The sequence below is a fragment of the Paraburkholderia diazotrophica genome, from assembly GCF_900108945.1.
Taxonomy (GTDB): domain Bacteria; phylum Pseudomonadota; class Gammaproteobacteria; order Burkholderiales; family Burkholderiaceae; genus Paraburkholderia; species Paraburkholderia diazotrophica.
In genome coordinates, this window is record NZ_FNYE01000037.1 from 29,883 (window position 1) to 52,323 (window position 22,441).

Below are 22,441 nucleotides of genomic sequence, written 5' to 3' on the forward strand. Positions count from 1 at the left end.
ACGTGTCGCGTTTTGAACATTGGTGGACGGGGCAAAGGGACTAACCTCGAATCAGCGCCATTTGCGCATTCAGACCAACATGGAGACGAGACGATGAGCAGCAATCGCGGTGTCGTGTATCTGGGGCAGGGCAAGGTAGAAGTACGACCGATCGATTACCCGAAAATGGTCGATCCGCGCGGACGCGCGATCGGTCACGGCGTGATCCTCAAGGTGGTATCGACGAATATTTGCGGCTCCGACCAGCACATGGTGCGCGGCCGCACGACGGCCGAAATAGGCCTTGTTTTAGGGCATGAAATCACGGGCGAAGTGATCGAAGTAGGCCGCGATGTCGAGACGCTGAAGATCGGCGATCTCGTCTCCGTGCCCTTCAACGTCGCGTGCGGCCGTTGTCAGACCTGCAAGGAGCAGCATACGGGCGTGTGCCTGAACGTGAACCCGTCGCGCGCAGGCGGCGCATACGGTTACGTCGATATGGGCGGCTGGATCGGCGGGCAGGCCGAATACGTGATGGTGCCGTATGCGGACTTCAATCTGCTGAAGTTTCCCGATCGCGATCGCGCGATGGAAAAGATCCGCGACCTCACGTGTCTGTCGGATATTCTGCCGACGGGCTATCACGGCGCCGTGATGGCGGGCGTGAAGCCGGGCTCGACGGTGTATATCGCGGGCGCGGGCCCTGTCGGCATGGCGGCGGCTGCATCGGCGCGCATCCTGGGCGCGGCGTGCACGATTGTCGGCGACATGAACGAAGAGCGGCTCGCGCACGCGCGCGCCGTCGGCTTCGAAACGGTGAATCTGTCGAAGGACGCAACGCTCGGCGAGCAGATCGCGCAGATTCTCGGCAAGCCCGAAGTGGATTGTGCCGTGGACTGCGTGGGCTTCGAGGCGCACGGCCACGGCACCAGCGGCTCGCGTGAAGAGGCGCCCGCAACGGTGCTCAACTCGCTGATGGATATCACGAAGCCGGCGGGCGCGATCGGCATTCCGGGTCTGTACGTCACGGACGATCCGGGCGCCGTCGATGCCGCCGCGCGCAAGGGCAGCCTGAGCATCCGCTTCGGCCTCGGCTGGGCGAAGTCGCATTCGTTCCACACGGGACAGACGCCCGTGATGAAGTACAACCGCAACCTGATGCAGGCGATTCTGTTTGACCGCCTGCCCATCGCGGACATCGTCAACGTGACGGTGGTGTCGCTGGACGAGGCCCCCGAGGGTTATCGCAAGTTCGATGGCGGCGCGCCGCGCAAGTTCGTCATCGATCCGCATGGTTTGCTGAAGGCCGCTTAATGTAGGCGCGTTCGTGCAGGCGTGTGCGCCTGCAACGAGCGGGTATCAGATCGAAGTCTCCTCTGTCCCGTTTTGGACGATGCTGCGTTTTCCTTTTACAGGGAACGCAGCTTTTTTTTGCCTTGTGCGCGCCGACTTCAATTGCCTTCGATTGAAGTCAAAAGTCATGTCGAATGGAAAATGTCGCGCCTCTCTCGTGTGAGTGATTGAGGTTCAAAAGCGGATTGGCCCTGAAGCTCCATTCGTCGCTGGCTGTCGATGAACCTGATGAGCCGTTTTGAGGATCGGGAGTGAGTCCATAGACAGGCGAACCCGGCGCCTCGCCCGCCTGTAGGCCGTCGAGCTTTGACAGGCCCTGTCCAAAGCGCAAGCGCCCGTAATCCGGCGCGATGCTGTACCGGTTATAGAGCCCGTAAGCCGCAGTGCCCATATGCAACGGACTTGTGACGACGTATCGATGCAAACGCCGTTGCGGCGCATAAGCCGTCGCCGGAATCTGCGGATACGAATAAAAAAGAATCGATGTGGGTTCTCTTTCGGGCAATAAACGGGCGTGATCAGCGGCGACGGCTTTGGCGAATAACGCGCCGCTGACCAGAAGAAGCGACGCGCCCGCAATCCAGTTGCGGGCATTGCGGCGCGTCGCGGAGGGGACCCAACAAACAACGGAAATGATCACACTGCGGATCATCCTGGCTCGGCAGAAGCCTTGCCTGTCAAAACATTGATACTACATTTTAGTTCTTTCGATGCCTTTTCGGTTCGCCCCTTCTTTTCGGCTAGCCGCACGCGCCGATTTCACCGCACGCCGTGCAGAAGTCGCAACCGTCCTTGCGGATCACCGCGTTTGCGCCGCAATTGCCGCATTTGCGGCCGTGCATCGTATGGAGTGCCTGAACGCTGCGCTCTTCCGCCGATCCCTCTTCGATGGACGACAGCGTGTTGTCGGCACTCGACGCATTCGGGTTCGACTGGCCGCGCGGCAAGCGTGAGAGCAGACGCGACGGCACCTGATTGCCCTCGGCATCGAGAAAGCCGCGCCGGTGCAGGATCTGCTGGAGCGCATACGCGAGCGCCGCGACTTCCGAATCGTGCCAGCGCGGCGAGTGATGGCCGTCGAGTCGCTGTACTTCGCCGAGCCGCACCTGGCCGCGATCCCATGAAACCTTGCGCAGGTCCTGCAGATTGCGCGCGACAAAGCCCCCACGGGCCGCGAGCGACAGCGAACGCATCGTCGCCGTGATCCATTGCTGCGATTCGTCGCGTTGGCCGGCGGGAATGAAGAACTCGATGGGCCGCTCGATCGTCACTTCCTCGCCGCCCACGCGCCCCGTCACTTCGATGAACGACACGGCCAGATACAGCGACTTCTTGCCCGCCGCCGTCAGGTATTCGACCTTCTCGATGATCGCGGGCAGCTCGCCCTTGGGGCGATGGTCGATGGCAATGCGCAGCGGGTCCAGATCGATTTCGGCGAGTGCGTCGGCGGGCGTGGCCGCGGGTTCCGCCGTCACGCTCAGCACGGCGCCCAGCGTCTCGTTCGGGCGATACGTCGCGAGGCCCTTGAGCCCGCTCTTCCATGCGTCGAAATAGAGGGTTTCGAACGCATCGAACGGGTAGTCGGCGGGCACGTTGACCGTCTTCGAAATCGACGTGTCGATGAACGGCTGCACGGCGGCCATCATGTCCAGATGGTCGCGCGCCGACATCTCCAGCGCGCTCACGAAGTACTCGGGCAGATTGCCGACATCGCCGCCCAGCTCGCGATAAAGACGGTACGCGTGATCTTCGACGGCGAACTGCTCGCGGCTGCCGTCCGCCATCACCTTCATGCGCGTGTACGTCCACGAAAACGCGGGCTCGATGCCGTTCGATGCGTTGTCCGCGAACGCGAGACTGACGGTGCCCGTCGGCGCAATGGAGAGCAGGTGGCTGTTGCGGATACCGTGCTTGCGGATCGAGTCCTTGACGTCGTCGGGCAGGCGCGATGCGAAAGTGCCTTCTTCCAGATAGTGCTTCGCGTTGAAGAGCGGAAACGCGCCGCGCTCGCGCGCGAGTTCGACGGATGCGCGATACGCTTCGTCGCGCATCAGGCGCGCGATGCGCACTGCGAAGTCGCGCCCTTCCTGCGAGTTGTAGCGCAAGCCCATCATCACGAGCGTATCGCCCAGGCCCGTAAAGCCCACACCGATACGCCGCTTCGCACGCGACTCGTCGTATTGCTGCGTGAGCGGCCACAGCGTCACGTCGAGCACGTCGTCGAGAAAGCGCACATGGGTGCGCGTGCGTTCGGCGAGCGCGTCCCAGTCGAACGATGGCTTGCCGCCGTGCCGCTGCGCGAACGGATCGATCACGAAGCGCGTGAGATTGAGCGGCCCGAGGTTGCAGCAGCCATAAGGCGGCAGCGGCTGCTCGCCGCAAGGATTGGTCGCGCGGATCGTTTCGACGGCGCGCAGATTGTTGTCCTCGTTCATCCGCGAGATGAAGACGATGCCGGGCTCCGCGATGTCGTAAGTCGAGCGCATGATGCGATCGAAGATCTCCTTCGCGCGCCGCTCGCTGTAGACCCACATGCCGTCTTCACGCTGATGCACGTCGTTGGCCGCGCGCATCGCAGGCGACGGTTCGGCGCGATGCACGAGCTGCCACATCTCGTCGTTTTCGACGGCGCGCATGAACTCGTCGCTGACGGCGACGGACACGTTGAAGTTGTTCCAGCGGCCCTTCGAATGCTTCGCTTCGATGAACTCGAGCAGATCGGGATGCGTGCAGTCGAGCACGGCCATTTGCGCGCCGCGCCGCGAGCCCGCGCTTTCGACGGTGCGGCACGACGCGTCGAACACGTCGATGTAGCTGCACGGACCCGATGCCGACGAACTCGTCGTCTTCACGCGTGCGCCGTGCGGCCGGATCGCCGAGAAGTTATAGCCGACGCCGCCGCCGCGCCGCATCGTCTCGGCTGCCTGGAGCAACGCGACGTAAATGCCCGGCAAACCCTGTTCGTCGACGCCCTGGATGCTGTCGCCCACGGGCTGCACGAAGCAGTTGATCAGCGTCGCCGCGATGCCCGTGCCGGCCGCGCTCATGATGCGGCCCGCGCCGAGTGCGCCGTTCTTCAGGTTCTCGGCGAAGCGGGCCTCGATGACGGGACGCAACGCCTCGGGCTCGGCCATCGCGACGCCGCGCGCGACGCGCTCGTACACATCGTCGGCCGTGCGTTCGTCGCCCTTTGCGTACTTTTCGAGCAGCACGTCGAGCGAGAATTGCTGCGGCGCGATGGAGGTGGAATCGAGCGGAGTGAGTTCGTTGTCGGTGTCAGCCATGAGCAGCCTCAAAGGGCGGCGCTCCAGCGATGCGCGCGAACTGCGCGACGCCGCGCCGCGTTGAGCCTCACCATAGCGCAGCGAACGGGATGCTGCAAACGGCACGAAGCGTGAGCAGGCGCTATGCCTGCCCGAGAGCAAAGACCCGCTGGATTGATTGCGGCGAAAGTACGCGCTCAGGCGTGCGCGGGAAGCGTCGCGAGGCCGTTCATCACGGGATGAGCGAGCGGTGCAACCTGCTTGCGGCGCTCGCGCGTGGGCGCGGTGCCGAACGCGTCGCGATAGCTCTTGCTGAAATGGCATGCGGACTGGAAGCCACATGCCATCGTGATGTGCATGATCGACATGTCGGTCTGCAGCAGCAGTTCGCGCGCGCGGCGCAGACGCAAGGTCAGATAGTAATGTGTCGGCGTCATGCCGAGATGCTCGCGGAAGAGCCGTTGCAATTGCCTTTGCGACATGTTCGCGAGCCGCGCGAGTTCTTCGCGCGACAACGGCTCTTCAATGTTGTTCTCCATCAGCGCGATGACTTCGAACAGTGACTTGTTCGCCGAGCCGAGCCGCGCGACGAGCGGCATGCGTTGTTGAGCACTGTTGTCGCGCACGTGCTCGACGATGAACTGCTCGGCGATCTGCGTGACGCGCGGCGTGCCGACACGCGCGGCGATCAGGTTCAGCATCATGTCGAGCGGCGCGACACCGCCCGTGCACGTGACGCGGTCGCGGTCGATCACGAAGAGTTCTTTCAGGAAGCGCGTGTCCGGGAACTCTTCCTTGAGCGCCGACATGTTCTCCCAGTGAATCGCGCACGCATAGCCCGCGAGCAGTCCCGACTTCGCGAGCGCATACGTGCCCGTGCACAGGCTGCCCAATGCGACGCCCGCACGCGCGAAGCGGCGCAGCGTCGACAGATGTTCGGGCGTGGTCTCGCGCTGCACGTCGATGCCGCCGCAGACGAACACGATGTCGGGCGTGCCGACGCATTCGGCGGGGCCTGTATCGACCGAAAGGCCGTTGCTTGCCGTGACCGGGCCGCCGTTCGGGCTGATGATCGACCACCGGTAGAGCGACTGTCCGCTCAGATAGTTGGCCATGCGGAGTACTTCGATCGCATTCGTGAAGGCGATCATCGTGAAGTTGGGCAGTGGCATGAACGCGAAGTGCGATAACGACGCGGTTCTATCGGGCGACATGATTCGGGCGTTCCTTCAGCTCGATGTTCTATTGCAGCCGGGTGGGGAACTCGGCCTTCCTATTCTGAGATCGAGGGCAACAAGCATGCCATACGGCTAAACCCTGGCTATAACCCGGTTTTTGCGCAGTGCATTCGCCCGGCCGCACTGCCGCTGTGCAAGCTCCGCACTGCTGGCGGGCCTGTCGCGCTCGCACGCGGTGCCATTCGCACGCTTTGCCGACGATAAAACGCTGCATTGCACCATTTAATAGACACGTTTAAAGCAGCTTCAACACGGCTTTATCGCCAGTTCATTCGACGAATTGCCCAGACCAATTAGCACGATCGATCACTTGTCCAAAACGGACCTGTATGGCGGAAAAGGTAAAGAACGCGTCTGAAATCGTAAATTGACGAATCGGGCGAAAGACAAGAATAGAGCCGTCGGTGGAGGTGGTGCAAAGCCAGTCCAGTCAAGGGATAGCGCGGAATTGGACAGTCGGCCTCGCACAACTCTTTTCGCTTTCCAGTCATCAACGGACTTCTAACGGACGCCATGTCGAACGCCAACCCTTTCTTCTCGCAGACCCTCGCCGAACGCGACGCAGCCGTGCGCAAGTCGGTGCTCAAGGAACTCGAACGCCAGCAGTCGCAGGTCGAGCTGATCGCGTCGGAAAACATCGTGTCGCGCGCGGTGCTCGAAGCACAGGGCTCGGTGCTGACGAACAAGTACGCAGAAGGTTATCCCGGCAAGCGCTACTACGGCGGTTGCGAATTCGTGGATGAAGTGGAAGCGCTCGCGATCGAGAGGATCAAGAAGCTCTTCAACGCAGGCTTCGCCAACGTGCAGCCGCATTCGGGCGCACAGGCGAACGGCTCGGTGATGCTCGCGCTCGCCAAGCCCGGCGATACGATCCTCGGCATGTCGCTCGACGCGGGCGGCCACCTCACGCACGGCGCGAAGCCTGCGCTGTCGGGCAAGTGGTTCAACGCGGTTCAGTACGGCGTGAATCGCGAGACGATGCGCATCGACTACGACCAGATCGAAAAGCTTGCGCACGAGCACAAGCCGTCGCTGATCATCGCGGGCTTCTCCGCTTATCCGCGCGTGCTGGACTTCGCCCGCTTCCGTGCGATCGCCGATAGCGTCGGCGCGAAGCTGATGGTCGACATGGCGCACATCGCGGGCGTGATCGCGGCGGGCCGTCATCCGAATCCTGTCGAGCACGCGCACGTCGTCACGTCGACCACGCACAAGACGCTGCGCGGTCCGCGCGGCGGCTTCGTCCTCACCAACGACGAAGAGATCGCGAAGAAGATCAACTCGGCTGTGTTCCCGGGCCTGCAGGGCGGTCCGCTGATGCACGTGATCGCGGGCAAAGCGGTCGCATTCGGCGAAGCGCTCGAAGACAGCTTCAAGACGTATATCGACAACGTGCTGGCGAACGCGCAGGCGCTGGGCGAAGTGCTCAAGGAAGGCGGCGTCGATCTCGTGACGGGCGGCACCGATAACCATCTGCTGCTCGTCGATCTGCGGCCGAAGGGCTTGAAGGGCACGCAGGTCGAGCAGGCGCTGGAACGCGCGGGCATCACCTGCAACAAGAACGGCATTCCGTTCGATACGGAAAAGCCGACGGTTACGTCGGGCATTCGCCTCGGCACGCCGGCGGGCACGACGCGCGGCTTCGGCGTCGCCGAGTTCCGCGATATCGGCCGCCTGATTCTCGAAGTGTTCGACGCGCTGCGCTCGCATCCCGATGGCGATGCCGCAACGGAGCAGCGCGTGCGCAAGGAAATCTTCGCGCTGTGCGAGCGCTTCCCGATCTACTGAGCGGTCGCAAACGCGCCGTCCCCAAACCCCACAGCTACGGAGTCAAGCGTGAGCAACCTGCACGAGAGCAGCATCATCATCGACGGCCTGAACATTTCGAAGTTCGAGCGCTCGGTGTTCGAGGACATGAGAAAGGGCGGCGTCACGGCCGTCAACTGCACGGTCTCCGTGTGGGAAGACTTTCAGAAGACCGTCGACAACATCGCGGAAATGAAGCAGCAGATCCGCGAGTACAGCGAGATCCTGACGCTGGTCCGCACGACCGACGACATCCTGCGCGCGAAGAAAGAGAACAAGACGGGCATCATTTTCGGCTTCCAGAACTCGTATGCGTTCGAGGACAACCTCGGCTATATCGAAGTGTTCAAGGAACTCGGCGTGAACGTGGTGCAGCTTTGCTACAACACGCAGAACCTCGTCGGCACCGGCTGCTATGAAGCGGACGGCGGCCTCTCGGGCTATGGCCGCGAAGTGATCCAGGAGATGAACCGCGTCGGGATTCTGGTCGATCTCTCGCACGTCGGCGCAAAGACCTCGTCGGATGCGATCGCCTGCTCGAAGAAGCCCGTCACGTATTCGCACTGCTGCCCGTCGGGTCTCAAGGATCACCCGCGCAACAAGACGGATGAACAGTTGAGAGAGATCGCCGATGCAAACGGCTTCGTCGGCGTAACGATGTTCTCGCCGTTCCTGAAGAAAGGCCCGGATGCGACCGTCGACGACTATCTCGAAGCGATCGAATATGTGATCGATGTGATCGGCGAAGACAAGGTTGGTATCGGCACGGACTTCACGCAAGGCTATAGCACCGAATTCTTCGACTGGATCACGCATGACAAGGGCCGCTATCGTCGTCTGACGAACTTCGGCAAGGTCGTGAATCCGGAAGGCATCCGCACGATCGGCGAATTCCCGAATCTGACGGCTGCGATGGAACGTGCGGGCTGGAGCGAGTCCCGCATCAAGAAAGTGATGGGCGAGAACTGGATGCGCTTCTTCGGCGAAGTCTGGAACGTCTAAATCAATCGAGAGAACAAGGAAACCCGCGATGCAACCGCAACTGCCCATCGATGTCGATCCGAACACCGGCGTCTGGACCACCGACGCGCTGCCGATGCTGTACGTGCCGCGCCATTTCTTCACGAACAATCACACGGCCGTCGAAGAAGCACTGGGCCGCGACGTCTACGCCGAGATTCTCTACAAGGCCGGCTACAAGTCCGCTTATCACTGGTGCGACAAGGAAGCGAAGCAGCATGGCATCACCGGCATGGCTGTTTTCGAGCACTACCTGAAGCGCCTGTCGCAACGCGGCTGGGGCCTCTTCAAGGTCGTCGAAGCCGATCCGTCGACGGCGCGCGCGAAGATCGAACTGCATCACTCGTCGTTCGTGCTCGCGCAGCCGGGCAAGGAAGGCAAGCTTTGCTACATGTTCGCCGGCTGGTTCGCTGGCGCGATGGACTGGGTCAATGACACGACTGAAGGCGGCAAGAACGCGCCGCGCGCGCAGTCGAAAGAAGTGCAGTGCGCAGCCGAGCATCACGATCGCTGCGTATTTGAAGTGTCGCCGATTGCACATTAACACTGCACGGCATATCAGAGCCTGAACCGAACACCGCCCGAGGTCGCTTGCGATGCGTTACCCCAATCTGTTCAAACCCTTGACGCTCAATCAGCTGACACTGCGCAATCGCATCGTCAGTACCGCGCATGCTGAGGTCTATGCCGAACCGGGCGGTCTGCCCGGCGACCGCTATATCCGCTATTACGAGGAAAAGGCCAAGGGCGGTGTCGGCCTCGCCGTGTGCGGCGGGTCGAGCCCGGTGTCGATCGATAGTCCGCAGGGCTGGTGGAAGTCCGTCAATCTGTCGACGGACAAGATCATCGATCCGCTGTCGCGTCTCGCAGAGGCGATGCATCGGCACGGCGCGAAGATCATGATCCAGGCGACGCATATGGGCCGCCGCTCCGCATTTCATGGCGAGCACTGGCCGCATCTGATGACGCCTTCCGGCGTGCGCGAACCCGTGCATCGCGGCAACGCGAAGATCATCGAAGTGGAAGAGATCCGCCGCATCATCGGCGACTTCGCGGCGGCTGCGAAGCGCGTGAAGGACGCGGGCATGGACGGCATCGAGATTTCGGCCGCGCACCAGCATCTGATCGATCAGTTCTGGAGCCCGCGCACGAACTTCCGCACGGACGAATGGGGCGGCTCGCTCGAAAACCGTCTGCGCTTCGGCGTCGAAGTGCTGAGTGCCGTGCGCGAAGCGGTCGGCAAGGACTTCTGCGTGGGCCTGCGCATGTGCGGCGACGAGTTCCATGAAGACGGCCTCGATCACGAGCAACTGAAGGAAATCGCCCAGGCGATGGCGGAGACGGGCCTGATCGACTACATCGGCGTGATCGGCTCGGGCGCGGACACGCACAACACGCTCGCAAACTGCATGCCGCCGATGGCGCTGCCGCCCGAGCCGTTCGTGCATCTCGCGGCGGGCATCAAGTCGGTCGTGAAGCTGCCCATCATGCACGCGCAAAGCATTCGCGACGCCGGGCAAGCGGAGCGTCTGCTCGCGAACGGCATGGTCGATCTCGTCGGCATGACGCGCGCGCAGATCGCCGATCCGCATATGGTCATCAAGATTCGCGATGGCCGCGAGGACGAAATCAAGCAGTGTGTCGGCGCGAACTATTGCATCGACCGCCAGTACAACGGCCTCGACGTGCTGTGCGTGCAGAACGCGGCGACTTCGCGCGAAGCGACGATGCCTCACGTGATCGAAAAGACGCGTGGGCCGCGCCGCAAGGTCGTAGTGGTCGGCGCGGGCCCGGCGGGACTCGAAGCGGCGCGCGTCGCGCGCTCGCGCGGTCACGATGTCGTGCTGTTCGAGAAGAGCGATGCCGTCGGCGGCCAGATCATGCTGGCCGCGAAGGCGCCGCAACGTGAGCAGATGGCGGGCATCGTGCGCTGGTTCGATATGGAAACGAAGCGCCTCGGCGTCGACCGGCGTCTGGGCGTCGAAGCCGACGAGAAGATGATTCTCGCCGAGAAGCCCGACATCATCGTGCTCGCAACAGGCGGCTCCAGCTTCACGCACCAGGTGCCCGCATGGGGCGTCGACGAAGGTCTGGCCGTCAGTTCGTGGGACATCCTGTCGGGCAAGGTCGAGCCGAAGCAGAACGTGCTGGTGTACGACGGCGTGAGCACGCATGCAGGCGCAGGTGTCGCCGATTTCATCTCGAGCCGCGGCTCGAAGGTCGAGATCGTGACACCGGACGTGAAAGTGGCCGACGACGTCGGCGGCACCACGTTCCCGATTTTCTACCGGCGCCTCTACGCGCAGGGTGTGATTCACACGCCGAACTACTGGCTCGATCGCGTGTATGAGGAGGACGGCAAGAAGATCGCTGTGATCCGCAACGAGTACACGGAAGAACAGGAAGAGCGCGCCGTCGATCAGGTCGTGATCGAAAACGGCAGCACGCCGAACGACGCGCTTTACTGGAAGCTGAAAAACGAGTCGGTGAATCGCGGTCAGGTCGACGTGCACAAGCTCTTTGCCGCCGAGCCGCAGCCGTCGCTCTCCGAAGAACTCGGCAACGGACGCTTCCTGCTGTTCCGTGTCGGCGATTGCATTTCGATGCACAACATCCACGGCGCGATCTATGACGCGCTGCGTCTTTGCAAGGACTTTTGACGATGAGCCCGGCGTTTCTCATTACCGCGCTGTTGTGGGTATCGGTCGCCGGCCTTGCGTTCGCGGTCGCAAAACGGGCGGCTTACTGGCGTCTCGGACGGGCAACGGCAGCCGGTGCATTCGGCTGGACCAATCTGCTGACCATCCCGAAGCGCTACTTCGTCGATCTGCATCACGTGGTGGCGCGCGATCCGTATATCGCGAAGACGCACATCGCCACGGCAGGCGGCGCGATTGCGGCATTCGCGCTCGTCTTCGTCAACTACGGGCTCGCGCTCTATTCGCCGTGGCTCGACCGGCTGATCTTTCTGGCCGCGCTGATCATGCTGGTGGGCGCCGTGTTCGTATGGCGGCGCCGTCATGCGAAGGATGTGCCCGCGCGTCTGTCGCGTGGTCCGTGGAATACGCTGCCGTGGCTGCTCGGTTCGTTCGCGCTCGGTCTGCTGCTGTACACGCTGCTGCCGGCATCGGCGATGTCGGGCGGGCTCGCGATCGTCTTCGCGCTGCTGATCGCGGCGGGCGCATTCGCGATGACGTTCGGCGCGGCACGCGGCGGTCCGATGAAGCATGCGCTCGCGGGTCTCCTGCACCTCGCGTTTCATCCGCGTCAGGAACGTTTTGCTGCCGAAGGCCAGGTGCGTAAAGAGCAGATCGTTCCGCCGACGGCACTGAAAGCGCCTGTGCTCGAACAGAACGAGTATGGCGTCGGCAAGCCCGTCGAGTTTCGCTGGAACCAGTTGCTGAGCTTCGATGCGTGCGTGCAGTGCGGCAAGTGCGAAGCGGCATGTCCGGCATTCGCGGCAGGCCAGCCGCTGAATCCGAAGAAGCTGATCCAGGATCTCGTGACGGGCATGGTCGGTGGCACGGATGCGGCTTACGCAGGCAGCCCGACGCCCGGCATCAAGGTCGGCCAGCACGGCGGCGAGCCGCAGCGTCCGATCATCTCAAGCCTGATCGAAGCGGATACCGTGTGGTCGTGCACGACGTGCCGTGCTTGCGTACACGAATGCCCGATGCTGATCGAGCACGTCGATGCCATCGTCGACATGCGCCGCAACCAGACGCTCGTGCACGGCACGGTGCCGGGCAAGGGCCCCGAAGTGCTCGCGAATCTGCGCGAGACGGGCACGGCAGGCGGCTACGACAAGGCGGCGCGCTACGACTGGTCGGTCGATCTGAGCTCGCCTGTCGCGCAGCCGGGCAAGCCTGTCGATGTGCTGCTCGTTGCCGGCGAAGGTGCGTTCGACATGCGCTATCAGCGCACGCTGCGCTCGCTCGTCAAGGTGCTGAACAAGGCGGGCGTCGATTACGCAGTGCTGGGCGCGCAGGAAACGGATACGGGCGACGTCGCGCGGCGTCTGGGCGATGAAGCCACGTTCCAGCGCATGGCGAAGCAGATGATGGGCACGCTGTCCACACTCAACTTCAAACGCATCGTCACTGCCGATCCACACGTGATGCACAGCCTGCGCAACGAGTACCGCGCGCTCGGCGGTCGCTACGACGTGCTGCATCACACGACGTTCCTCGCGGAGCTGGTCGCGAGCGGCAAGCTGTCGACGAAAGCGGTCGATGCGTTCAACGACAGGAAGATCACGTATCACGATCCGTGCTATCTGGGCCGCTACAACGGCGAGACGGAAGCGCCGCGCCAGTTGCTGAAGACGATCGGCATCAAGGTCGTCGAGATGGAGCGGCACGGCAAGCGTGGACGTTGCTGTGGCGGTGGCGGCGGTGCGCCGCTGACGGATATCCCTGGCAAGCAGCGCATTCCCGATATCCGCATCGCCGACGCGCGTGCGATCGGCGCGGAAGTGGTCGCGGTGGGCTGCCCGAACTGCACGGCGATGCTCGAAGGCGTGGTCGGTCCGCGTCCCGAAGTGCTCGATGTGGCCGAACTCGTTGCGGCAGCGCTGGAGTGAACGATGAATACAACCATCAAACGTATCGATCCGCGCCGGCCGTTCGTCATCACGGCGGCAGGACTGAAGCGCATCACGCTCGGCGCGGAGCATGTGGCGGGCGCATCGTATGACGATGCATTGCAGACGGGCGCGCATGGTCACACGGCCGCCAAGGCGCTGCGCACGACGCAGGCGCCGCAGCACACGTTGCTCGTCGTCGCGCACAGCGATCGCGGCGGTCTCGACGATCACACGCGACAAGCGCTGGCCGCTGCCGCATTGATCGCGGACGCAGCGACGCAAGTCGCGCTGCTGGTGCTCGGCGAACTGAAGGACGACGCAGCCGCGCTCGGCGCGGACAAGGTGATCGAACTGCCGTCGTTCGACCGCCGCGCGTTTGCGCCGGAGCGCGAAGTGCAGGCCGTCGCCGCCTGCGTCGCGCAGCTCACGCCCGCTCATATCCTGATGCCCGACAACGCGACAGGCGACGGCGATCTCGGCCGCCGTTACGCAGCGCTCGCGGGCGCGAGCATCGCGACGCATGTCGTGCAGATCGACGCGAAGTCCGTGTCGACCTATGCGCAAGCGAAGAAGGCCTACGCGACGCGTGCGTTGCCCGACGTGATCCTGCTCGCAGCGGGCGCAGTCGATACGCGCCTGCCGTTCGTCGGCGCGGGCGAGCGCATCGATATCCCGGCGCTCGCGCAAATGGATAACGCATCGAATAGCGTGTACCGCGATCTCGGCATCGAGGAAATCGACGCAGCGCAGGTCGCGCTCGAAGAAGCGGACTTCATCGTATCGGCGGGCAACGGCGTCAACGACGTCGCCGCGTTCGAAAAGCTCGCGAGCACGTTCGGCGCGGCGATCGGCGCGAGCCGCGTCGCTGTCGACAACGGCATGTTCACGCGCGACAAGCAGATCGGCGCGACGGGCAAGACGGTCGAGGCGAGCATCTATATCGCGTTCGGCATTTCGGGCGCGGTGCAGCACCTGCAGGGCATCAAGGATTGCCGCCATGTGATCGCGGTGAACCTGGACGGCAGCGCGCCCATCGTCAAGCGCGCGAACCTCACGATCATCGGCGATACGCAAGCGACCATCGCGTCGCTGATCGACGAGATCGATCGCGCACGGGCCGCGCGTTCCGGTACCGCTGCGCCCGCTATGAAGCCCATCGTCGAAGGAGTCGCGGCATGAACGGCAAGCTCGAAAGAATCGCGGTGCTCGTGTCGGTCGGCAAGCATCCTGTGAGCGGCGTCGCGCGCTATAGCCGCAACGATGCCGCCGCGCTCGAAATCGGCCGTCAACTGTCTAGCCAGCACGCTGCGCATCTGGACGTGCTGCACGCGGGCGATCCGGGTAATCCCGCACTCGAAGAGTATCTGGCGCTGGGCGCCGAGCGCGTCGAAGTGCTGACGTGCGGCGGCAACGACGATGCCGTGAGCGCGCTCGCCGCCCGCCTGAAGGGCTACGACCTCGTGCTGACGGGCACGTGCGCGGAGGGCGCTTTCGATAGCGGCATGCTGCCTTACCGGCTCGCGGACGCGCTCGCGTATCCGCTCGTCGGCACGGCCGTCGACGTGACGGTGGCAGGCGGTCGCGCGACCGTGCGGCAATTCTTGCCGAAAGGCGTGCGCCGCCGCGTGGAAGTCGCGTTGCCCGCTGTCGTCGCCGTGCATCCGCTCGCGACCGTCACGCCGCGCTACGCCTACGCGCGGCTGCGCGCGGGCACGGTCCAGCCGCAGCGCACGCAAGCGGGCGCCAACGCGGAAGCCGCGCAATGGACGCTTGCGCCCGTCACGCGCAAACCGGTGCGCCTCGCCGCCGCCGAGAAGCGCTCGGGCCATGCCCGCATGATGTCCGCGACGACGACGGAAAGTCGTGGCGGAAGCGTCGTAATTGAAGGGACTTCGGTCGAAAAAGCACAAGTGATACTCGGCTATTTGCGCGAGCATCAACTCATCGATTACTGATTTGCGCCGCACCACACGGCCTCGCACCCCGGAGCACACATGAAAGTATCGGCAGACATTCGCGCGCTGGTCGATCGGCGCAAGAAGGGTTACAGCCTCGAAGCACCGTTCTATCTGAGCGACGAAATCTTCTCGCTCGATATGGACGCGATTTTCCGCCAGCACTGGATTCAGGTCGCCGTCGAGCCGGATGTGCCGGAGCCGGGCGACTACGTCACCGTCGAGCTCGGCCACGACTCGATCCTGATCGTGCGCGACGACGACATGCAGGTGCGCGCGTTCCATAACGTATGCCGCCATCGCGGCGCGCGCCTGTGCAATGAGGACAAGGGTTCTGTCGGCAATATCGTTTGCCCGTACCACAGCTGGACGTACAGCCTGACGGGCGACCTGATGTTCGCGGAGCACATGGGCGAGCAGTTCGACCGCTGCAAGCACAGCCTGAAGAGCGTGCATGTCGAGAACCTCGCGGGTCTGATCTTCGTGTGCCTCGCCGAGAAGCCGCCCGTCGATTTCGCCGTGATGCGCGCGGCGATGGAGCCGTATCTGCTGCCGCACGATCTGCCGAACTGCAAGATCGCCGCGCAGATCGACATCATCGAAAAGGGCAACTGGAAGCTCACGATGGAGAACAACCGCGAGTGCTACCACTGCGTCGCGAACCATCCCGAACTGACCATTTCGCTGTACGAGTACGGCTTCGGCTATCAGCGCTCGCCCGCCAACGCGGAGGGCATGGATGCGTTCGAGCGCACCTGCATCGAGCGTGCGAAGCAGTGGGAAGAATTGAATCTGCCTTCGCTGGAGATCGACCGTCTGCTGGACGTGACGGGTTTCCGCACGCAGCGCTTGCCGCTCGATCGCAGCGGCGAATCGCAGACGCTCGATGCGAAGGTCGCGTCGAAGATGCTGCTCGGCGAATTCGAGCAGGCGGACCTGGGCGGCCTGTCGTTCTGGACGCAGCCGAATTCATGGCATCACTTCATGAGCGATCACATCGTGACGTTCTCGGTGATTCCGCTGTCGGCGGGCGAGACGCTCGTGCGCACGAAGTGGCTCGTGCACAAGGACGCGCAAGAGGGCGTCGATTACGACGTGAAGAACCTCACGGCCGTGTGGAACGCGACCAACGACCAGGACCGGGCGCTCGTCGAGTTCTCGCAGCGCGGCGCGTCGAGCAGCGCTTACGAGCCGGGCCCGTATTCGCCGTACACGGAAGGGCTCGTCGAGAAGTTCAGCGACTGGTATGTGCAGCGCCTCGCCGCGCACATCGACGATTCCGCTTCGGAACAGCGCACGATCAACATCAAGGCCGTCTAAGGCGTTGACCTTCGCCTTGAAGAAAACCAACGGGATGCCTGGCGGCAAGTGGAGCAAGCAATGATGCGCGATGCAGCAACCTTCGAACCGGCCGAAAGCCGTGTGACGAAGCCCGAATTCTGGAGCGCGTTGCCGGCGCGCTGGACGAGCGATGTCGAGGAAACGCTCGTCTGCTGCCAGGTTCGCCAGGAAACGCACGACGTGAAGAGCTTTTTCTTCCGTTCGCCGGAGGGCCGTGCGTTTGTGTTCGAGCCGGGACAGTTCATCACGCTCGAACTGGATATCGAAGGCGAGACGATCAACCGCTGCTACACGATCTCGTCTTCGCCGACGCGTCCGCACACGATTTCGATCACCGTGAAGCGTGTGCCGGGCGGCAAGGTGTCGAACTGGCTGCACGACAACCTGCGGGCGGGCGCGCGCGTGCGCGTGCTCGGTCCGGCGGGCGAATTCACGTGCGCGCGGCATCCGGCGCGCAAGTATCTGTTCCTGTCGGCGGGCTCTGGCATCACGCCGCTGATGTCGATGAGCCGTGCGCATCATGAACTGAGCGAAGACCGCGACATCGTGTTCGTGCATAGCGCACGTACGCCCGACGACATCATCTTCTCGCGCGAACTCGATCTGATCGCGGCGAACCAGGGCAATTTCAGAACGTCGTTCGTTTGCGAGCGCATCGGCAATCGCACGAACTGGCCGGGCATCACCGGCTTTCTGACGCTGCCGCTGCTCAAGCTGATCGCACCGGACTTCATGGAGCGCGAGATTTTCACGTGCGGCCCTGCGCCGTACATGAAGGCCGTGCGCGATCTGCTCGACGAAGCGGGCTTCGATCGCAAGCAGTATCACGAAGAGAGCTTCTCATTCGAGACGCTGATCGAAAGCGAACCGGACGTCGCGGCGGAAGTACTCGAAGCGGAAGGGAAAGCGGGCGCGAATGGACACAATGGTACGGCTGACGGCGCGCAGACCTTTGCGGTTAGCTTTTCGCGCAGCAACCGTACGATCGAGTGTGCATCGTCACAGCATGTTCTCGATGCCGCGCGCCAGTCGGGCGTGCGTTTGCCGGCATCGTGCACGCAGGGCATGTGCGGCACGTGCAAGGTGAAACTCGTGTCGGGTCAGGTGGACATGAAGCACAACGGCGGCATCCGTCAGCGCGAAATCGATCAGGGGATGGTGTTGTTGTGTTGCAGCAAGCCGTTGAGTGATCTCGTAGTCGATAAGTAGTTTTTTGTCTGCGACGCTGTTTTTGTTTTGGTTTTTTCGCGGGCATCCGCGATGCGCCTCGCGGCGCGAGCGTTGCCCCTGTGCGGGGCGGCACCTACTTTTCTTTGCAGCGGCAAAGAAAAGTAGGCAAAAGAAAGCCGCTCACACCGCCAATGCTTGACCTCTACCCACGGGCTCTCAACGTCCCCGTGTTTGTGCGGCAATGTTCTCGCTGATGCTCGTTGCCAACGTTCCAGCTAAACGACTCACCCGCTTCATGCACGCGCGGCACGGTTAAAGGGCGTTGAAACTTTGGCGCCGCATGTCGGTAGTGAACGAGGTTGCTGTGTCGTACAGGGCATCGCTCGCACACGTGACCGCATTCGTTGCGAGGGTGTCCTGTGTGGTGCGAATGCCTACACACAGTTTGCCGCAAAGGGGCGGGGGAATAGTTGATGTCGCGGGCTGCAACGCGGGTGCATGAAGTAGGTGAGGCGTTCCTGTAGTGCGCTGGCAACGAGTATGTGCAGGCTTGCTGCCGAGTGAAGGATGGGGACGTTGGGGGCCCGTGGGTAGAGGTCAAGCATTAGCGGGGTGAGCGGCTTTCTTTTGCCTACTTTTCTTTGCCGCTGCAAAGAAAAGTAGGTGCCGCCCCGCACAGGGGCAACGCCCGCGCCGCGAGGCGCATCGCGGATGCCGACGAAAGGCAAAGAAAACCAAAGCATTCGCGGATGCCGACGAAAGGCAAAGAAAACCAAAGCATTCGCGGATGCCGACGAAGGGCAAAGAAAACCAAAGCATTCGCGGATGCCGGCGAAGGGCAAAGAAAACCAAAGCATTCACGGATGCCAGCGATAAGGGCAAAACAAAAACAGCGTCGCAGACAAAAAAACAAAAACAACACGTCGCATACAGACAAGTAAACGTCGCAAAGCCGACCACCTCATGCATTCTGGTTGGCGATTCTAAAAGCTATACCGCGCGTGCGGGCACAAGGAGATCGACCATGAAGCACCTGAAAAAACTGATGTTGTGCGGAGCGCTGATCGCAACGATGAGCGCAATCGGAACGGCAGCCGCGGACACGAAGCCGACGATCAAGATCGGCTACGTCGAGGGCTGGGACGACAGCGTCGCGACGTCGAACGTTGCAGCGCAGATCATCGAGAAGCGCCTGGGTTATCCCGTACAGCTCGTGCCCGTCGCAGCGGGCATCATGTGGCAGGGCGTCGCGCGCGGCGACCTCGACGCGACGCTGTCCGCGTGGCTGCCCATCACGCACGGCGCGTACTGGGATCAGTTCAAGGGCAAAGTGCAGGACCTGGGCGCCAACTATACGGATGCGAAGATCGGCCTGATCGTGCCCGCCGACGTGCCGGAGAAGAGCATCTCCGATCTCGGAGCGCACAAGGCGGACTTCGGCGGACGCATCGTCGGGATCGACGCGGGCGCGGGCGTGATGAAGAAAACATCGGATGCGATCAAGGCCTACAACCTCGATTATCAGCTGATGCCAAGCTCGGGCAGTGCAATGACCGCGGAACTCGCGCGCTCGATGAATGCCAATAAGCCAGTCATCGTCACAGGGTGGATCCCGCACTGGATGTTTGCAAAGTGGAAGCTGAAGTTCCTCGAAGACCCGAAGAAGGTGTATGGCGAAGCCGAGCATGTCGACAGCGTCGTCAATCCGGGTCTCGATACGAAGGCTCCCCAAGTGGTCGCGTTTCTGAAGAAATTTCAATGGAAGCCGGGCGAAATCGACAGCGTGATGCTGGCGACGGAGAACGGCGCCAAGCCTGCCGATGCAGCCGGATCGTGGATCGCCGCACACGGCGACCGCGTGAACAGCTGGCTGGGCGGAGCACAATAACCGTCCTTCTCTAACGCGTTCTGACGAGCGTTTTACGGTGATGCGGATGCGCTGCGCGCGCATTCGCATCGCCGATGTTGTATCCGGTTGTTTGTGTTCCAGCCAGCGCGCAGGTTCCTCTTACAGGGAGACTCTGGATGGATCAGACAGGACTGCGCACGCGCAGTATCGAAGGCACAGCAGACGTTGCCGCGCATGAAGGCCACTCGCTGCAACGCGGCCTCACGTGGAAAGACGCGTTCTGGGTGACGAGTGGCGTCCCGGGAGGCGTGCTGTTCACGATCGGCGGCGTATCGGCGACGATAGGTCAGCCGGCATGGGCCGTCTGGGTCGCGGCGATCCTGATGGGCCTCATCCAAAGCGCCACTTACGCTGAAATTTCCGGGCTTTTTCCGCACAAGTCGGGCGGCGCGTCCGTGTATGGCGCGATGGCCTGGGTGCGCTACAGCAAGACCATCGCGCCCGTTTCCGTGTGGTGCAACTGGCTCGCGTGGTCGCCGATGCTGGCACTGGGCACCGGACTCGCCGCGAATTACGCGCTCTCGAGTCTCTACGCGCCCGATGCCGCGATCAACACGTGGCGTCTGACGCTGCTCGATCTCGGCTTCATCAAGCAGGGGCTTTCGCTGCGCATCAACTCGACGTTCATCGTCGCGGCGATCTTTCTGCTCATCACGTTCAAGCTTCAGCATAGCGGTGCATCGAAGGCCGCGAAGACGCAGCGCATTCTGGGCATCGCTTCGCTGGCGCCGCTGCTGATCGTCGGTATCGTGCCGTTCGTCACGAGCGATGTGCCCGTTGCGCATCTGTGGCCGTTGATGCCGCTCGGCCATGACGCACAGGGCAATCTCACGGCATCGGTGTTCGGTTCGTGGAACGGCTCGGGCATCACGATGGCGTTCGGCGCGATGTTCATGGCGGGCTGGGCCGCGTACGGCTTCGAAACGGCTGTCTGCTATACGCGTGAGTTCCGCAATCCGCGCACCGATACCGTGAAGGCGATCTTCTGGTCCGGCATGGCGTGCCTGCTCGTGATGACACTCGTGCCGCTCGCGTTCCAGGGCGTGCTGGGCACGAAGGGCATGCTCGATCCGAAGATCGCGGACGGCACGGGCGTCGCCGCGGCGATGGCGCATATGGTCGGCGGCGGTGCGATCGTGTTCGACGTGGTCGTGATCATGCTGATGCTGACGATCCTGCTGATCGTGATGACATCGATGATGGGCTCGTCGCGCACGCTGTATCAGGCATCCGTCGACGGCTGGCTGCCGAAGTACCTGTCGCACGTCAACGAGCACGGCGCGCCGACGCGCGCAATGTGGACCGACCTCGGCTTCAATCTGGTTCTGCTGCTGATGTCGGACTACATGACGGTGCTGTCGATCTCGAACGTGTGCTACATGATCTTCGTGTTCCTGAACCTGCAATCGGGCTGGATTCACCGGCTCGATCGCGCGGACGCGGACCGTCCGTTCCGCTGCCCGACGTGGCTACTCGCGGCGGGTGCGCTGTGCGGCTATCTGGATCTCGCGTTCATCGGCGCAGGCGCGGATCTGCAAGGCGTGGGTACGATGCGCAATGGCCTGATCGCGATGCTGCTGATCGTGCCCGTGTTCATGTTCCGCCATTACTGGCAGGACCGCGGGCGCTTTCCGGCGCGCATGGCGCAGGATATGGAGTGGCGGGGCGGCGTGCGGCCCGCTGGTCTGCGCGGCTTGCTGCCGTATGGCGCGCTGTTGCTCGCCGTCTTCGTCGTGTGGTTCTCGCACTACCTCGCGAAACCGTTCTTCTGATTTTTTAGCGTTAATAGGCCGCCGCGTTTGCCGTTGCAACGCGGCGGCTTTCGTTTTTTAGCGCGCTCTTTTCGAAAGCGTTTTAAAGACCTTTAAAGCACGACGGTTCTATCGCCATTGATGAACACGCGCCGCTCGACGAACGCCTTCACGGCGCGCGCAAGCGTGATGCACTCGACGTCGCGACCCACCGCGAGCATGCGCTCCGGTCCGTACGAGTGATCGACGCGCTGCACTTCCTGTTCGATGATGGGGCCTTCATCAAGATCGTCGGTGACGAAGTGCGCCGTCGCGCCGATCAGCTTGACGCCGCGCGCATGCGCCTGGTGATACGGCCGCGCGCCCTTGAAGCCGGGCAGGAACGAGTGATGGATATTGATCGCGCGGCCGGCGAGCTTGCGGCTCGTTTCATCGGACAGAATCTGCATGTAGCGCGCGAGAATCATCAATTCGGCGCCCGACGATTCGAACAGATCGAGAATCTGCGCTTCCTGTTGCGCACGCGTATCGGCCGTCACGGGGAAATGATGGAACGGCAGGCCGTGTTGCGCGGCAAGCGGCTCGAAGTCGGGATGATTCGACGCAATGCCGACGATGTCCATCTTCAGCTCGCCCATGCGCCAGCGGAACAGCAGATCGGCGAGACAGTGCTCCAGTTTCGACACCATGATCAGCACCTTCGGCCGCGTATCGAGGTCGTGCATCGACCACGTCATGTCGAAGTCGGCGGCGATCGGATGAAACTCGCGGCGCAACGTGTCGATCTGCAACGCAGACACCGGCGTGCTCTCGCTCGCCACGCCATGAAACACGCAGCGCACGAAAAAGCGCGAGCTGATGTCGTCGTCGAACACGGTCAGCTCGTCGATATAGCAATGGTGCCGATCGAGAAAGCCGACGACGGCGGCGACCTGGCCGGCGGCGCTCGGGCACGAAAGGGTCAGCGCGAACTGTTTGGGGCGATCGGTGGCGGGCATGCGAGTCCTCTGTATTTCGATTTGGGATTCCCGCATGGCCGTGCCGAACGTCGTGCAGCGCATCCTGGCGCGG

Annotated in this window: 16 protein-coding genes; 12 read left to right on the forward strand and 4 right to left on the reverse strand. The window is 62.7% G+C overall.

The annotated features are described in order from the left end of the window. Positions 1–93 precede the first annotated feature (93 nt). Entirely contained in the window at positions 94–1,293 is a 1,200-nt protein-coding gene (gene fdhA / locus BMW76_RS31780) for a formaldehyde dehydrogenase, glutathione-independent (RefSeq protein ID WP_090872446.1), read from the forward strand. Between the two features lie 157 nt (positions 1,294–1,450). Here the strand turns inward: fdhA and BMW76_RS31785 are convergent, their stop codons facing one another. The 3 genes from BMW76_RS31785 to BMW76_RS31795 form a co-directional block, all read right to left on the reverse strand. Beyond that, the gene (locus tag BMW76_RS31785; protein WP_090872448.1) at positions 1,451–1,984 is read right to left on the reverse strand and encodes a hypothetical protein; all 534 of its coding nucleotides are present in this window, start codon (positions 1,982–1,984) and stop codon (positions 1,451–1,453) included. 88 nt (positions 1,985–2,072) lie between these two features. Next, positions 2,073–4,616, reverse strand: coding sequence for an adenosylcobalamin-dependent ribonucleoside-diphosphate reductase (locus tag BMW76_RS31790; RefSeq protein ID WP_090872450.1), 2,544 nt, complete (start codon positions 4,614–4,616; stop codon positions 2,073–2,075). Positions 4,617–4,792: 176 nt separating this feature from the next. Next, positions 4,793–5,809, reverse strand: a complete 1,017-nt coding sequence (locus tag BMW76_RS31795; protein WP_090872452.1) for a GlxA family transcriptional regulator — start codon at positions 5,807–5,809, stop codon at positions 4,793–4,795. Positions 5,810–6,346: 537 nt separating this feature from the next. Between BMW76_RS31795 and BMW76_RS31800 the strand changes: the two genes are divergently transcribed. From BMW76_RS31800 to BMW76_RS31850, 11 genes are all read left to right on the forward strand, one after another. Further along, positions 6,347–7,621 (forward strand): serine hydroxymethyltransferase, encoded by a 1,275-nt coding sequence (locus BMW76_RS31800; protein ID WP_090872454.1) that lies wholly within the window; start codon positions 6,347–6,349, stop codon positions 7,619–7,621. Between the two features lie 48 nt (positions 7,622–7,669). After that, positions 7,670–8,641: a dipeptidase gene (locus BMW76_RS31805; RefSeq protein ID WP_090872456.1), complete on the forward strand. Its 972-nt coding sequence runs from the start codon at positions 7,670–7,672 to the stop codon at positions 8,639–8,641. A 28-nt stretch (positions 8,642–8,669) separates the two neighbouring features. Continuing rightward, the gene (locus tag BMW76_RS31810; RefSeq protein ID WP_090872458.1) at positions 8,670–9,203 is read left to right on the forward strand and encodes a DUF5943 domain-containing protein; all 534 of its coding nucleotides are present in this window, start codon (positions 8,670–8,672) and stop codon (positions 9,201–9,203) included. 52 nt (positions 9,204–9,255) lie between these two features. Then, a complete protein-coding gene (locus BMW76_RS31815) occupies positions 9,256–11,319 on the forward strand; it encodes an NADH:flavin oxidoreductase (protein ID WP_090872460.1) in 2,064 nt (687 codons plus the stop codon). Positions 11,320–11,321: 2 nt separating this feature from the next. Further along, positions 11,322–13,241: a (Fe-S)-binding protein gene (locus tag BMW76_RS31820; protein ID WP_090872462.1), complete on the forward strand. Its 1,920-nt coding sequence runs from the start codon at positions 11,322–11,324 to the stop codon at positions 13,239–13,241. A gap of 3 nt (positions 13,242–13,244) precedes the next feature. Beyond that, complete coding sequence (locus BMW76_RS31825) at positions 13,245–14,423, forward strand: electron transfer flavoprotein subunit alpha/FixB family protein (protein WP_090872464.1); 1,179 nt, start codon at positions 13,245–13,247, stop codon at positions 14,421–14,423. After that, a complete protein-coding gene (locus tag BMW76_RS31830) occupies positions 14,420–15,199 on the forward strand; it encodes a drug:proton antiporter (RefSeq protein WP_090872466.1) in 780 nt (259 codons plus the stop codon). Before BMW76_RS31825 ends, BMW76_RS31830 begins: the two co-directional genes overlap by 4 nt. Before the next feature lie 39 nt (positions 15,200–15,238). After that, positions 15,239–16,519: an aromatic ring-hydroxylating oxygenase subunit alpha gene (locus BMW76_RS31835; protein ID WP_090872469.1), complete on the forward strand. Its 1,281-nt coding sequence runs from the start codon at positions 15,239–15,241 to the stop codon at positions 16,517–16,519. A 60-nt stretch (positions 16,520–16,579) separates the two neighbouring features. Continuing rightward, entirely contained in the window at positions 16,580–17,749 is a 1,170-nt protein-coding gene (locus tag BMW76_RS31840) for a hybrid-cluster NAD(P)-dependent oxidoreductase (RefSeq protein ID WP_090872471.1), read from the forward strand. 985 nt (positions 17,750–18,734) lie between these two features. After that, entirely contained in the window at positions 18,735–19,598 is an 864-nt protein-coding gene (locus BMW76_RS31845; RefSeq protein ID WP_090872473.1) for a glycine betaine ABC transporter substrate-binding protein, read from the forward strand. A 137-nt stretch (positions 19,599–19,735) separates the two neighbouring features. Continuing rightward, on the forward strand, positions 19,736–21,391 hold the full coding sequence (locus tag BMW76_RS31850) for an APC family permease (RefSeq protein WP_090872475.1): 1,656 nt from the start codon (positions 19,736–19,738) through the stop codon (positions 21,389–21,391). Positions 21,392–21,483: 92 nt separating this feature from the next. Here the strand turns inward: BMW76_RS31850 and purU are convergent, their stop codons facing one another. Next, on the reverse strand, positions 21,484–22,368 hold the full coding sequence (purU, locus tag BMW76_RS31855; protein ID WP_090872477.1) for a formyltetrahydrofolate deformylase: 885 nt from the start codon (positions 22,366–22,368) through the stop codon (positions 21,484–21,486). Positions 22,369–22,441 lie beyond the last annotated feature (73 nt).

What these genes read in the sequence shown, in the direction of transcription:
- fdhA (WP_090872446.1), top strand. Translation starts at nt 94, where the DNA reads ATGAGCAGCAATCGCGGTGTCGTGTATCTGGGGCAGGGCAAGGTAGAA.
- BMW76_RS31785 (WP_090872448.1), bottom strand. Translation starts at nt 1,984, where the DNA reads ATGATCCGCAGTGTGATCATTTCCGTTGTTTGTTGGGTCCCCTCCGCG.
- BMW76_RS31790 (WP_090872450.1), bottom strand. Translation starts at nt 4,616, where the DNA reads ATGGCTGACACCGACAACGAACTCACTCCGCTCGATTCCACCTCCATC.
- BMW76_RS31795 (WP_090872452.1), bottom strand. Translation starts at nt 5,809, where the DNA reads ATGTCGCCCGATAGAACCGCGTCGTTATCGCACTTCGCGTTCATGCCA.
- BMW76_RS31800 (WP_090872454.1), top strand. Translation starts at nt 6,347, where the DNA reads ATGTCGAACGCCAACCCTTTCTTCTCGCAGACCCTCGCCGAACGCGAC.
- BMW76_RS31810 (WP_090872458.1), top strand. Translation starts at nt 8,670, where the DNA reads ATGCAACCGCAACTGCCCATCGATGTCGATCCGAACACCGGCGTCTGG.
- BMW76_RS31815 (WP_090872460.1), top strand. Translation starts at nt 9,256, where the DNA reads ATGCGTTACCCCAATCTGTTCAAACCCTTGACGCTCAATCAGCTGACA.
- BMW76_RS31820 (WP_090872462.1), top strand. Translation starts at nt 11,322, where the DNA reads ATGAGCCCGGCGTTTCTCATTACCGCGCTGTTGTGGGTATCGGTCGCC.
- BMW76_RS31825 (WP_090872464.1), top strand. Translation starts at nt 13,245, where the DNA reads ATGAATACAACCATCAAACGTATCGATCCGCGCCGGCCGTTCGTCATC.
- BMW76_RS31830 (WP_090872466.1), top strand. Translation starts at nt 14,420, where the DNA reads ATGAACGGCAAGCTCGAAAGAATCGCGGTGCTCGTGTCGGTCGGCAAG.
- BMW76_RS31835 (WP_090872469.1), top strand. Translation starts at nt 15,239, where the DNA reads ATGAAAGTATCGGCAGACATTCGCGCGCTGGTCGATCGGCGCAAGAAG.
- BMW76_RS31840 (WP_090872471.1), top strand. Translation starts at nt 16,580, where the DNA reads ATGATGCGCGATGCAGCAACCTTCGAACCGGCCGAAAGCCGTGTGACG.
- BMW76_RS31845 (WP_090872473.1), top strand. Translation starts at nt 18,735, where the DNA reads ATGAAGCACCTGAAAAAACTGATGTTGTGCGGAGCGCTGATCGCAACG.
- BMW76_RS31850 (WP_090872475.1), top strand. Translation starts at nt 19,736, where the DNA reads ATGGATCAGACAGGACTGCGCACGCGCAGTATCGAAGGCACAGCAGAC.
- purU (WP_090872477.1), bottom strand. Translation starts at nt 22,368, where the DNA reads ATGCCCGCCACCGATCGCCCCAAACAGTTCGCGCTGACCCTTTCGTGC.